Here is a 12,811-nt window from a genome sequence, read left to right as displayed (position 1 = left end):
GATTTGGGCTGGGCCCCTGCCCCCGATTTCGAAACCGCTCTTGCCATCGCTCAGCACTGACTCCTCGACACGCTTCAGGGCATCGGTCAGGCCCGCGCCGGCCCCAGCGTCGAGGGCTTCGTAATCCAGAGGGACGTCTTTCTTATCGGCATCCACGAGCTTGCTCCTGCTCCGTACGGGCGGCCCGTCGTTTCGTAGGACAAGATGTATTAGAAGCGGTTTGCGGAAGCCTTACTTGGATAGCCTCAATCCGCACTCCCGAGATCTCGCCGGGCATCAACAACCCGAGCATACGACTTGATGAAGGCGTGCCGACGCCTCAGCCCTTCCGGGATGCCACACCAGGTCTTCGATCACCCTCGCCTCGGCCTTGGACAGCCTGCCATGCTTGACGAGATCGCGAYGAGTTCGATCGCKCGACCGGCSGGGCTTTCTGTGTCGAGGAGCTTCATTTCGCACTCACATTGGGAACGGAAGCGTCTGCGACCSGTTCTCAKAKGTGCGTAAACCTAGCCGGCTGCGGAGGCACCTATGAAGCAGCTCSTAGCGATTGTAGCTCTTGCGGCGGCTGTCTCGGGTTCGGCTGCAGCCGGCCCTTCAAACGATGAGACGTTGACKACGCAGCAATGCGCAGCGCAGSCGGTGTCGGCCTATCAGGCCATCGTGCGGCTTGGCATCCMGTTTGACGGCTTCGTCGCCGTGCCTGMGCATMCGTCGATGACYCTGACGCCTGGGCAGRCCCGCTCTCTTCAGGCCAGTGATGGCGTTGATTGAGACCAGGGCGCAAAAGGTGCCTGACGAACAAGAAGCCTGGGCAAAGATGCTCCGGGAAGCGCGGCGCCTTCAGATGGTTCATTCACTTGCCGATAGGCATGAGGAAGCCGACAAGATGAAGCGGCTGGTTGAGGAACTCGTGAGCKTAGGCAAGGCGCGGGGCTGGGTCGTCCCGGAATAAGCTTCGCGACCTCTCGGCTATCTYGACGCRGTGGGCATAAGCATCGAGGCCGGCCCGGTCTCGCGTGTCCATGACCTTGCCATCGTGGATATGAGGCGGTGCGTTATGGCGGCCATGTATCGCGGCCCAGCGCGGTAGCAATATTCTGTCGGAGACCATGACCATCGCGAGGATCACGATGGAMCTCTAAATGATCGCTTCTGGCGACCTGGTCCGCTGATGGTGGACACGGACTACGACGAGCTGACGAATTCGCGGCCGGATCGTTCATAGACGGTGGCCCCGGTCTGCGCATCGACCCCTTGCAGGCTGACCTCATAGCCCCACAGCGCCTGAACATAGCTCAGCACCGCATCGCAGCTGTCGCTTTCTAGCAGGATGCCGCGATTGATCTTGTGCTGGAGGCGCAAGTGCCTCTGGCCGAGGAGGTCAACGTCCACGACCTGAATATCCGGATGCCTTGCGCCGATATCATATCGCTCGGCCAGAGTGGACCGAATCTGTTCGTAGCCGCGYTCGTTGTGGATCGAGGCGACGTTGTAGACGCGTTCGCTCGCCACGTCCGACAGCACAAACAGCCGCCATTTCCGGATCAGGGCCGGGCTCAGATACTGGCGGATGAAGGACTCGTCGCGGTGATTGGCCCAAGCCTCGAGCATGATGGCGCGCCAGTCGCCAGTGCCGGCGATCTCGGGAAACCAGTCGCGGTCCTCTGCCGTTGGMGCGGTCGCAATRCGCTGGACGTCCCGCATCATATCGAAGCCGAGCGCATAGGGATTGATGCCCGAGAAACGGGGGTCATCGAAACCGGGCTGCAGGACCACATTGGCATGATTGCGCAGGATTTCCAGCATGGCGCCCTCGCCGATCCGTCCCTGGTCGAACAATGCGTTCATGAGGGTGTAGTGGACGAAGGTCGCGCAACCTTCGTTCATCACCTGCGTCTGACGCTGCGGGTAGAAATATTGCGCGACCACCCGGACGATCCGCAGGATCTCACGCTGCCAGGGTTCGAGGATCAGGCTGTTCTTCTCGAGGAAATAGAGCAGGTTCTCCTCGGGCAGGTTCAGCGCCTTCTTCCGCTCGGCAGCCACGTCCTGTGTGTCGCCAGCCTTACCGGCCGCCGCCTGGCGCGGAATCGTGCGCCAGAGGTCGTTATAGGAGCGCTCCTCGTAATCCAGCCGCTCGCGCAGCCCTTCGCGCTGCTTCTCCGAGGACAGCCGCGGCGGGCGGCGATAGCGAAAGACGCCCTGTTCCATCAGCGCATGGGCGGCATCGAGGATGGCTTCGACCGCCGCGACGCCGTGCCGCTCCTCGCAGCGCTGGATGTAGCTCTTAGCGAAATCCAGATAGCCCAAGATCGCGCCGGCATCGGTCCATTGGCGGAACAGGTAGTTGTTCTTGAAGAAATGGTTGTGCCCGAAGGCGGCATGCGCCGTCACCAGGGCCTGCAGGGCCATGGTGTTCTCTTCCATCAGGTAGACGATGCAGGGGTTCGAATTGATCACGAGCTCATAGGCGAGCCCGCGTCCGCCCTTGCGATAGACCAGCTCCTGATAGAGGAAGTGCTTCCCGAACGACCAGTGCCGGTACATCAGCGGCATGCCGATCGACGAATAGGCGTCCAGCATCTGCTCCGAGGATATGACTTCCATCTGGACCGGGTAGGTATCGAGCCCGAGCTCCTCCTTCGCCACGATGTCGATGRCGTCGTAGGCGTGGGACAATGTCTGGAAATTCCAGTCCGACCCGGAGAACAGCAGACCGCGTCTGGGCGCGTGCTTGAGCATCGGCTCTCTCCCCTCAGYCTCGCTGCACAGAAGGCTGCTTGGTGAAGAGCTGCCGAAAGACCGGGTAGATGTCGGACGCCTTGGCGATGCGACTCATGTCGAAATTTCGCCACCGGTCCTTGACGGCATGATAGGCGCGCCAGAGCGATGTGCCATTATTGGTCGAGCCGAAGATCTCACTCTCGCGCTCGTCGATGATCTCGACATAGGCGAAATAYTGGCAGAGCCGCATGATCTCGCCGTCCATTAGGCKGAGGCAGCGTTCGGAATCCGTGGCGAGATTGTCGCCGTCCGAGGCCTGTGCGGCGTAGATGTTCCATTCGCGGCTAGGGTAGCGCTTGGCGATGATGCTCTGCATCTCCTCCAGCGCCGTGGAAACGACGGTGCCACCGCTCTGCGTGCTGTAGAAGAACGTCTCCTCGTCCACCTCCTGCGCCGTGTGCGTGTGGCGGATGAAGACGATGTCCGTGCGCTCGTAGCGCCGCTTCAGGAACAGATGCAGCAGGACGAAGAAGCGCTTGGCGAGGTCCTTCTCGCGTTCGCCCATCGAGCCCGAGACGTCCATCARGCAGAACATCACTGCATTCGCATTCGGTTGGGGCTGCGGGTCGAAGCGGTTGAAGCGGATATCGACCGGATCGACGAAGGCGATGAYCCGCCGCCGCCGCTCCAGCCGGACGAGCTCCGCGCGCAGAGCGCTGCTGCGCCGATAGCGTTCGCCGGGATCCACCCCCTCCTCAGCTTCGAGCCTGGCGAGCTCGCGCAGAATCGCCTCGACGTCCTCGCGCTTGGGACGCCGCAGCGCAATGCGGCGGCCATGGCTGTTGCGCATGGTGCGGGCGATGCTGATATTGGTCGGCGCCCCGCTCACCGAATAGCCTGCCCGCCGCGGCTTGTAGGTCAGGATTTCCCTGAGGTTGAGCTTGACCATGTCGGGCAGCTCGAGATCCTCGAAGAACAGGTCGAGCACCTCCTCGCGCGACAGCACGAAGCGGAAATCGTCCTCGGCAACCTGAGATCCCGGGGACGATCCCATGCCGCCTCCGCCCTGCCCCGGCTTCGGCAACTGGTCCCCCGGAGAGAAGCGCTGGTTCCCGGGCAGGACATGCTGACGGCGGCCGCTATCCTTCGCCTCGCGGAAGCGCGGCTCGTCGGTTCCATTAGCTGGCATGGAGATGGCCTGCTCGCGATCGACATCGGCGATCTTGCCGGTCCGAATATTGTCTTGGACGCTGCGCTTCAGCTCCGTGCGCACGCGGCGCAGAAAACGCTGGCGATTGCCCAGGCTCTTGTCCTTCGGGTTCAGGCGACGATCGATGAAGATCGGCATGGCGCGCTCCCGGCCGACAGTCAGCCCGCCTTGTTGACCCGCATATACCAGTCGACGAGCCGCCGGACCTGGCGCTCGGTATAGCCACGCTCGACCATGCGTTGCACGAAGCCCTGGTGCCGCTTCTCCGTCACGCTGTCCTGCTTCGAGCCGAAGCTGATGATCGGCAGGAGGTCCTCGACCTGCCCGAACATCCGCTTCTCGATCACCTCGCGCAGCTTCTCGTAGCTGGTCCAGGACGGGTTGCGACCGTTGTTTCTGGCCCGGGCGCGCAATGTGAACTTCACGACCTCGTTGCGGAAATCCTTGGGATTGGCGATGCCGGCCGGCTTCTCGATCTGGGACAATTCGTTGTCCAGGATCTGCCGGTTCAGGATCTGGCCAGTATCCGGGTCCTTGTAGTCCTGGTCCTCGACCCAGGCATCGGCATAGGCGATGTAGCGGTCGAACAGGTTCTGGCCGTATTCGCCATAGGATTCCAGATAGGCCTTCTGGATCTCGTGGCCGATGAATTCGGCATAGCGCGTTGCCAGCTCCGACTTGATGAAGTCGAGATAGGCCGCTTCCGTCTCCTTGGGGAACTGCTCGCGCTTGATCGCACCTTCCAGGATGTACATCAGGTGGACCGGGTCGGCGGCCAGTTCCTCGGTGTCGTAATTGAAGGTCTGCGAMAGTATCTTGAAAGCAAAGCGCGTACTGACGCCGGTCATGCCCTCGTCGATGCCGGCGGCGTCGCGATATTCCTGGATGGCCTTGGMCTTGGGATCGAGCTCCTTGAGGTTCTCSCCGTCATAGACGCGCATCTTGGTATAGAGCGGCGAATTCTCGTGCTCGGCGAGCCGCGTCGAGACCGAGAAGCGGCTGAGGATGTCGAGCACCTCAGGTGCGCAGGGACTGTCGGCCAGCTCGCTTTCGCGCAGCAACTTCTCGTAGATCTGCCGTTCTTCGGTGACGCGCAGGCAATACGGCACCTTGACCACCAGGATGCGGTCGAGGAAGGCCTCGTTGTTGCGGTTGTTCTTGAACTGCAGCCATTCCGACTCGTTGGAATGGGCGAGCACGATGCCTTGATAGGGGAAGCCCCCGAAATTCTCGGTGCCGTTATAGCTGCCCTCCTGGGTCGCGGTCAGCAACGGGTGCAGCACTTTGATCGGTGCCTTGAACATCTCGACGAATTCGAGCAGCCCTTGCGTCGTCCGGTTCAGGCCRCCGCTATAGGAATAGGCGTCCGGGTCCGACTGGCTGAAATTCTCAAGCTGGCGGATATCGACCTTGCCGACGAGCGTCGAGACGTCCTGGTTGTTCTCRTCGCCCGGCTCMGTCTTGGCGATGCCGACCTGGCGCAGGCGCGAGGGCATCAGCTTGACGACGCTGAACTGGGAGATGTCGCCGGAGACTTCRTCGAGYCGCTTCGCAGTCCAGGGAGAGATCAASCCKGTCARGCGTCGGCGCGCGATCCCGTACTTGTCCTCGAAGAGATCGCCCATGCGGTCCGGCCGGAACAGGCCGAGCGGCGATTCGAAGACGGGGCTGATTTGTCCGCCGACCTTGAGCGTATAGAAGGGACGCTCCTCCATCAGCTTCTTCAGCCGTTCGGCGAGCGATGACTTGCCRCCGCCGACYGGGCCGAGGAGATAGAGAATCTGCTTGCGCTCCTCCAACCCTTGCGAGGCATAGCGGAAGTAGCCGGCGATACGCTCGATCGTATCCTCCATGCCAAAGAAATCGGCGAAGGCAGGATAAATCTTTATCGTCCTGTTGGCGAAGATGCGACCCAGGCGTTCGTCTTGGCTCGTATCGAATAATTTTGGCGTCCCAATCGCGTCGACCATCCGCTCCGCAGCAGAGGCGTACATCGACTTGTCTTCGCGGCAGCCCAGCAGATATTCCTGCAGACTCATCTCCTCTTGKGAATARCTACTGTAATCGTCAAWAAATAAACGRAAAATCTCGCCGGTTTTGTCAGTCATGGCRGCCATCCAGCATCCATYSGAACTGTCGGCGACAGCACAGCAGATTTAACCGATGATCTCTTCGCGAGTTCCTTTGTGATGGCATTTTCGCGATCAGTAAGCGGAAGTGCTCAGCCGTTYGAAAGATGCGCCCCTGCGSCATCGTTTTTCCCTCAACGGCGGAAGGAAGCGAATCGTGCCGGCCGAGGATTCCTTGCGGCTCGAAGTCCGGATCAATCGTCCCGACATCGACCAGATAGCGCTGGGCCGCTCGGCGCAGGTCAAGCTGCATGCCTTCAACCAGCGCACCACGCCGGAGCTCAAGGGTACGGTCATCAGCCGATACGACGCGTGAAGCGCTGCTCTGCGCCGATCGCGGTCGCGGCTTCCTACCCCAGCCGAAGGGCGCTGAGGGTGGGAGCCAAACAATGTCCGGTTTTCCACGAAGCGCCAACGTCGGCTCCTGGCGCAGCATCACCAAAGTCGAGTTCGTGCTCTGATCCCTGAGCGGCTTGACGATGTATTCGAACGGCGTGCAGTCTTCGGTCTGGACGAAGACGTCGGCCTGCATGCCGGCGGTGACCCGCTGGGGCGCGAGGCGCGCATATTCCTCTGCCAGGACGGAAACCCGTATCGTGTAAAAGGTCGCGCCGGCCTGCTGGATCGCGACGATGTCGATCCGGCTAAGCCAGCTCTCCASCAGCGGATTTGCGGAAATTGCGGCTATCCGGATTATTCCGTGGGAGTCGTGCGCAGCGGATTGTGGTTCAGCCCGAAAACAGCACGGTTCTTGCGTGGTGCGGAGCGCTTAGCTATATCCTTAGCTAAGGAGAATGCTCATGGCCCAGTTCTCGGTTCACGATGCGAAGACCAATCTATCCAAACTGATCGCAGACGCCCTGGAGGGCGGAGATGTCGTCATCGCTCGTGGTAGCGTGCCGGCAGTCCGTCTGGTGCCGGTTGCGCCACGCGGCAAGCGGCGCTTTGGGGCACTCAAAGGAAAGATTGCCGTCGATGCGCGCTTTGACGAGCCGTTGCCCGAGGGTGAGCTCGTGGGATGGAATCTCACTTGAGGCTGCTGCTTGATACCCATGCTCTGATTTGGTGGCTTGCGGGTGACAAGGCGCTGAGCCGTCGGGCCCGCGAGGCTATCGAGGACGAGGGCAACAGCGTTGCCGTCAGTGCCGCCTCAGCCATGGAGGTTGCCACCAAATTCCGCATAGGCAAGCTCCCTGACGCCGCCCTGCTCGCGCAGGACTTCGAGACGATCATCGCCGATCAGGGTTTTGCTGAACTGGCGATCACCGTCCACCATGCCCTGCGAGCCGGTGAGATGAACATTGCACACAAGGACCCGTTCGACCGCTTCCTGATTGCCCAGGCTCAATCCGAGGACATGGTGCTGATATCGAACGAAGCGCTATTCGACGGCTTCGCAGTCAAACGCCTGTGGTAGCAAGCCCCCACGGGATAATCCGAATGCCGAAATAGCGCCATCAGGCGACATTCACTAACCGACCGGAAAGRGACCTTCGGTGCTCGCCCTGGCCTGCCCGTCGACACCGAGGAGCTCGCGTTGGCGGTCCTCAATCTCGGCCGACGTATGCGCCGMGGATCAGACGAAATYGCAGGCGCGAGACGAGTCACTGCCATCGAGGCGCCTGAGGGCGTAGCGTGAAGACTCAATCGGCAAACGCAAGTKCTGCGTTCTCCGGACACCAGATCGGTGAAGCTTTCRRTTCGGGAGGTGATCCTGCTCGAGCATCTGGCRACGCGGCCGGACGAGACGGTTTCGCGGGATCTGATCAYGGGCCTGTTCGGCCATGCTCGGATCGACCCCGAAAGCCGGCGTTTCGACGCGCTTCTGGCGCGCCTGCGCGCTAAGCTGAAAGCGGTAGGGATGGAATGCCCCTTGCAAGTGGTCCACAGCGCGGGCGTGAGGCTGGTCAAGCGGATAGAYATTGTCTGACGTGCCTCAGACGACTCGCGCTTCTCTTTCCTGCGCTTGCCCAATTGCCAGGCTGTGCACGATCGAGCTCAAGGCCATGCCGTACGCGAAAGTCGACGTTTCGGATCGGGCTTTGTGACCGGCCTATAGCGGACTCCAGGCCGGAGCACSAAAGTCGGCGCCACCYATACGCTCCTTGGCGGTCGAGGTTTGAGAACAGCCCKCGTTACGCTTTGCTGCTATCGACAGGGCGAACCCCAGGGACCAAAAGGCCGTCGACGAATATATTGGCGAGGCGCACGACCGTGGCCTGCCATCCCGGCTTATCGTGCAGGTAGCACATGCCGATCAGCGCGCGCAGAATCTCCTCCGCGCTAACATCGGAGCGCAACTCACCSGCTTCCACMGCYCGGTYCAGGAGGGTCCCGATGGCAGCCGTCAGCCGCTCGAAAGAATAGGCGTAGAGRTCGGCGGGTGCGTGCGCCGCCAGCGCMAGGGCCGCGAGCATCCCCTTCTTGGTCGCGACCAGCTGGACCTGTGCCTGCAGCCATTGCCGCAAGGCTTCGACCGGTCCGGCCTCCTTCGCYAGCGTCCCGGCCAGCGCGGCGAGCTGATCGACCTCGTGACGGTAAACCGCTTCGAACAAGGCCTCGCGGGTCCGAAAGTGCCGATAGAGCGTGCCGATTCCAACGCCAGCCTGCCGCGCAACCGCCTCCAGGCTCGCTTCGGCGCGYCCGGTGCCGAAGACCTCGCGAGCGGCTTGGAGCAACCGATCGCGATTGCGAGCGGCGTCCGCGCGGGGCTTGCGTCCGGTGCTGGCGGGCTCTTCCTTCATCGCTGTCGACACGAAACTTTCCTGGAAACCTTGTAAAACGGAGGATGCCTCCGTATTGTCAGGGGCGGCCGCGATCGCCGYTCCCGCCTCCGCGACATGCGATCGCTGGACCCGATGCGCGACGCCGCGGTYGAAGGAGCATGCCCCAAGGCCGCCGCGACAGCCAGACCAGACGCCTCATTTGATTGGAACGGTGTATGATTTTCTCCATCAACCTGACCATCAACGGTGACTTGCGACGGATCGAGCTCGACGATCCCCGGGTCACCCTTCTCGACCTCCTGCGGGAGCGCCTCGACCTCAGCGGCACCAAGAAGGGCTGCGACCGCGGCCAATGCGGCGCGTGCACCGTGCTCGTCGACGGCCGGCGCATCAACTCCTGTCTCGCTCTGGCGGTCAGCCTCGACGGCGCCAGCGTCGAGACCATCGAGAGCGTCGGGCGGGAGGGCGCGCTGCATCCCGTACAGGAGGCCTTCATCGCCCATGACGGCTTCCAGTGCGGCTTCTGCACGCCGGGCCAGATCATGAGCGCGATCGGGCTGATCCGCGAGGGACAGGCCGGAGACGATCCCGAGCGCATCCGCGAGCTGATGAGCGGCAATATCTGCCGCTGCGCCGCCTATGCCGGCATCACCGAGGCCGTGCTGGACGCGCAGAAGGCGATGGCCGGCGACGGGAGGGCCGCGGCGTGAAGATCTTCGACTATATCCGCCCCGCCTCGGTCACCGAGGCCGTCGCCGCAGCCGCGCGAACGGGCGCAGTCTATCTCGCGGCCGGCACCAATTTGCTCGACTTGATGAAGGTGGGCGTGGCCCGGCCCGATCGCCTCGTCGATGTGACGCATCTRCCGGGTCTCGACCGGATCGAGCGTTTGCCCGATGGCGGCTTCCGCATCGGTGCGATGGTGCGCAACGCCACGCTTGCCTATGACACCGGCTTCGCAGAGGCCTTCCCGATGGTGAGCGAGGCGCTGCTCTCGGGCGCTTCCGCGCAATTGCGCAACGCTGCCACGGTCGGCGGAAACCTGCTGCAGCGGACGCGCTGCGCTTATTTCTACGACGTCGAGAGCGCCTGCAATAAGCGCGTGCCGGGCAGCGGCTGCGATGCGCTTCAGGGCGAAAACAGCGGCCATGCCGTGCTCGGCTGGAGCCGGTCCTGTATCGCGACGCATCCGTCCGATTTCTGTGTGCCGCTCGCGGCACTCGRTGCGATCGTCGAGGTCGAAGGCCGCGAYGGMCGCCGCGACATCCTGCTCGACGCGCTGCATCGCCTGCCCGGAGAACATCCGGAACGKGACACYGTGCTCGAACCCAGTGACCTGATCGTGGCCGTCAGGCTTCCGGCCGCCGCGGCGGCTTTCGCGTCCCATAGCCGTTATCTCAAGCTACGCGAGCGCACCTCCTATGCCTTCGCGGTGGTTTCAGCCGCCGCCGCGCTTCAGCTCGGAGCCGGCAGGATCGCGCAGGTACGGCTCGCGCTCGGCAGCGTCGCGGCCAAGCCCTGGCGTTGCCGCGAGGCGGAAGCCCTGCTCGTCGGTGCCRAGCCGACGCCCGAGGCGTTCAAGCGCGCGGCCGAGATCGCCCTGGCCGAAGCCAAGCCSTCCGGCCACAAYGCTCACAAGATCGARCTSGCGCGYCGCATCCTYGTCCGCGCSCTGAACGARGCCGCGGCGGGCACGCCCGCGCAGATCGCCGCCCTGCCCGCCTCCCCTTTCTCGACCATGCCCGGAGCGCTCGCACATGCCTGAGATCACGCTCGGCCAATCTGCCCGGCATCAGCGCCACGGCTCCAATATCGGCCAGCCGCTGACCCGCCGCGACGGTGTCCTCAAGGTCACCGGCGCCGCCCGTTACGCCGCCGACAATCATCCGGCCGGCATGCTCTACGCGGTGATGGCGGTCGCCGGCATCGCTCGCGGCCGTGTCGCCTCGCTCGATGTCGCTGCCGCCAAAGCCCATCCCGGCGTCGTCGACGTCATGACCCCGGCGCATAAGCCGAAGCTCGCCATGGACCCGGACGAGAAGAGCAACCCCTTCATGTTCCGGCTCGACCTGCTGCAGAACGACAAGGTGCGCTACCCGCGCCAGCCGATCGCGGTCGTGATCGCCGAGACGCTGGAGGCGGCGACCGAAGGCGCAACCCTGCTGGCGCCGGTCTATGAGACGCARACGGCACGCRTCGGYCTCGACGGGGAGCGTTTCGTGCCGCCCGRCGTCGGCGTCGGCAACCCGCCCGCCGTCAGCCATGGCGATGTCGAGCAAGGGCTCAAGGACGCCGCCAAGGTGACCGAGGCGGTCTACGAGACGCCCTCRCAATATCACAACGCCATGGAGCCCCAYGCCATCGTCGCGSAATGGACCGAGGCCGGCCTGGTGAWCGACACGCCGAGCCAGGGCATGGCGATGGCTCAAGCGCGCATCGCCGGCCTGTTCGGCATCGCGCCRGAGACGATCCATATCCGCAGCCCCTTCCTCGGCGGCGGCTTCGGCTCAAAGGGGCTGGTTGCCGGCCCGCAAGTGCTCGGCATCATGGCGGCCAAGCTSGTCGGCCRCCCGGTCAAGCTGGTGCTKCGCCGCGAGCAGATGTACGGCCCGGTCGGCCATCGCGCGCCGACCCGCCAGACGCTGCGGCTGGGCACGGATGCGGGAGGCCGGCTGACCGCGCTCGATCATCACGCCCTGACGGCGTCGAGCAGCTTCGATGACTTCTTCGAGCCGGCCGCGGATGCCTCGCACACRCTCTATGCGGCGAAGGCGATCGCGACCGCGCATGAGGCGGTGCGCACCGATACGGGGACACCGCTTTTCATGCGCGCGCCMGGCGAGGCGACCGGTTCGATCGCGCTGGAAAGCGCCATCGACGAGGCGGCCTTCGCCTGTGGCCTGGACCCGCTCGCCTTCCGCCTGAAAAACTATGCCGAGGTCGAGCCGATCTCCGGCAAGCCATTTTCGTCGAAGGCTCTGCGCGAGTGCTACGCGCAAGGGGCGGAGCGTTTCGGCTGGTCGACACGGCCGCTCGCACCGCGTTCGATGCGGGACGAAGCCGGCTTCCTCGTCGGCTGGGGCGTTGGCACCGCGACTTTTCCCGCGCTGATGTTCCAGGCGCAGGCCCGCGCCATCATCAGGGCGGATGGTTCCGGCCGCATGGAGATCGGCGCCCACGACATGGGCCAGGGCGCCTGGACGGCGCTGGCGCAGATCGCCGCGGACGGCCTGGGCCTCGACCTCGACAAGGTCGACTTCGCCTCGGGCACCTCGGATCTGCCCGATGCCGGCATTGCCGGCGGCTCGGCCCATACGGCCACGGCSGGCATGGCAATCCACAACGCAGGCGCKGCGGTCATCGCCAAGCTCGCCGATCTCGCGACCGGCGACGAGCGCTCGCCTCTGTTCGGCGCCGGCAACCAGGGCGTGATCGCCCGCGAGGGCCGCCTGCACCGGCGCGACGACGAGAGTCGCAGCGAGGCCTATGCCGACATCCTCGCGCGGGCCGGCCTGAAGCAGATCGAAGCCAGCGGCAAGGCCGCGGCCGATCCGGCGGCGCAGGAAAGCTATGCGATGCACGCCCATGGCGCGGTCTTCGCCGAGGTGAAGGTCGATCCCGATCTCGGCCAGATTCGCGTCARCAGGCTGATCGGCGCCTTCGCCGCSGGGCGGATCATYAACCCGCATCTCGTGCGCAGCCAGTATTATGGCGGCATGATCTGGGGCATCTCCTTTGCGCTGCACGAGAAGGCGATCATCGACAGGCGCTCGGGCCGGATCATGAACGGCGATCTCGCCGAGTACCATGTCCCGGTCAATGCCGACGTGCCGCATGTCGAGGCAATCCTGGTCGACGAACATGACCCCCACGTCAACGCGCTCGGTATCAAGGGCGTCGGCGAGATCGGCATTACAGGTTCGGCCGGAGCCATTGCCAACGCGGTTTGGCACGCGACMGGCATTCGCTGCCGCCGCTTCCCTATCGGGCTGRAGCAGCTGATCGGAACGGCCTGAGCC

11 protein-coding genes are annotated in these 12,811 nt (G+C 63.8%); 7 read left to right on the top strand and 4 right to left on the bottom strand.

The features are described from left to right. Positions 1-1,188 precede the first annotated feature (1,188 nt). From AB4Y99_RS18220 to AB4Y99_RS18210, 3 genes are read right to left on the bottom strand one after another with little or no spacing between them, the layout of a single operon-like run. Positions 1,189-2,745, bottom strand: coding sequence for a SpoVR family protein (locus tag AB4Y99_RS18220; RefSeq protein WP_441524305.1), 1,557 nt, complete (start codon positions 2,743-2,745; stop codon positions 1,189-1,191). Between the two features lie 13 nt (positions 2,746-2,758). Continuing rightward, complete coding sequence (locus AB4Y99_RS18215) at positions 2,759-4,075, bottom strand: YeaH/YhbH family protein (protein ID WP_441524304.1); 1,317 nt, start codon at positions 4,073-4,075, stop codon at positions 2,759-2,761. A 20-nt stretch (positions 4,076-4,095) separates the two neighbouring features. After that, on the bottom strand, positions 4,096-6,045 hold the full coding sequence (locus AB4Y99_RS18210) for a PrkA family serine protein kinase (RefSeq protein ID WP_441524303.1): 1,950 nt from the start codon (positions 6,043-6,045) through the stop codon (positions 4,096-4,098). A 178-nt stretch (positions 6,046-6,223) separates the two neighbouring features. Here AB4Y99_RS18210 and AB4Y99_RS18205 point away from each other — a divergent pair, with 178 nt between their 5' ends. From AB4Y99_RS18205 to AB4Y99_RS18190, 4 genes are all read left to right on the top strand, one after another. After that, positions 6,224-6,382, top strand: coding sequence for a beta-barrel domain-containing protein (locus AB4Y99_RS18205; protein ID WP_441524302.1), 159 nt, complete (start codon positions 6,224-6,226; stop codon positions 6,380-6,382). Positions 6,383-6,866: 484 nt separating this feature from the next. Continuing rightward, positions 6,867-7,100: a type II toxin-antitoxin system Phd/YefM family antitoxin gene (locus tag AB4Y99_RS18200; RefSeq protein WP_441524301.1), complete on the top strand. Its 234-nt coding sequence runs from the start codon at positions 6,867-6,869 to the stop codon at positions 7,098-7,100. Then, on the top strand, positions 7,097-7,483 hold the full coding sequence (locus tag AB4Y99_RS18195; protein WP_441524300.1) for a type II toxin-antitoxin system VapC family toxin: 387 nt from the start codon (positions 7,097-7,099) through the stop codon (positions 7,481-7,483). Before AB4Y99_RS18200 ends, AB4Y99_RS18195 begins: the two co-directional genes overlap by 4 nt. A 270-nt stretch (positions 7,484-7,753) precedes the next feature. After that, the gene (locus tag AB4Y99_RS18190; protein ID WP_441524299.1) at positions 7,754-7,996 is read left to right on the top strand and encodes a helix-turn-helix domain-containing protein; all 243 of its coding nucleotides are present in this window, start codon (positions 7,754-7,756) and stop codon (positions 7,994-7,996) included. Positions 7,997-8,201: 205 nt separating this feature from the next. On the opposite strand, the gene AB4Y99_RS18185 is transcribed toward AB4Y99_RS18190, so the two are convergent. Then, the gene (locus AB4Y99_RS18185) at positions 8,202-8,810 is read right to left on the bottom strand and encodes a TetR/AcrR family transcriptional regulator (RefSeq protein ID WP_441524306.1); all 609 of its coding nucleotides are present in this window, start codon (positions 8,808-8,810) and stop codon (positions 8,202-8,204) included. Between the two features lie 197 nt (positions 8,811-9,007). Here AB4Y99_RS18185 and AB4Y99_RS18180 point away from each other — a divergent pair, with 197 nt between their 5' ends. The 3 genes from AB4Y99_RS18180 to AB4Y99_RS18170 are packed head-to-tail and all read left to right on the top strand — an operon-like array spanning position 9,008 to position 12,808. Continuing rightward, a complete protein-coding gene (locus AB4Y99_RS18180) occupies positions 9,008-9,502 on the top strand; it encodes a (2Fe-2S)-binding protein (protein WP_038357887.1) in 495 nt (164 codons plus the stop codon). Continuing rightward, positions 9,499-10,557 carry an FAD binding domain-containing protein gene (locus tag AB4Y99_RS18175; RefSeq protein WP_441524298.1) on the top strand — a complete coding sequence of 353 codons (1,059 nt, stop codon included), beginning with the start codon at positions 9,499-9,501 and terminating at the stop codon, positions 10,555-10,557. The genes AB4Y99_RS18180 and AB4Y99_RS18175 overlap by 4 nt, the downstream gene beginning before the upstream one ends. Continuing rightward, positions 10,550-12,808, top strand: a complete 2,259-nt coding sequence (locus AB4Y99_RS18170; protein ID WP_441524297.1) for a xanthine dehydrogenase family protein molybdopterin-binding subunit — start codon at positions 10,550-10,552, stop codon at positions 12,806-12,808. Before AB4Y99_RS18175 ends, AB4Y99_RS18170 begins: the two co-directional genes overlap by 8 nt. The last annotated feature ends 3 nt before the right edge of the window (positions 12,809-12,811 follow it).

It is taken from the genome of Allobosea sp. TAB14 (genome assembly GCF_052113865.1).
GTDB lineage: Bacteria > Pseudomonadota > Alphaproteobacteria > Rhizobiales > Beijerinckiaceae > Allobosea > Allobosea spartocytisi.
The sequence above is the reverse complement of the archived record's forward strand: the minus strand, read 5'-3'. Positions and strand labels throughout refer to the sequence as shown.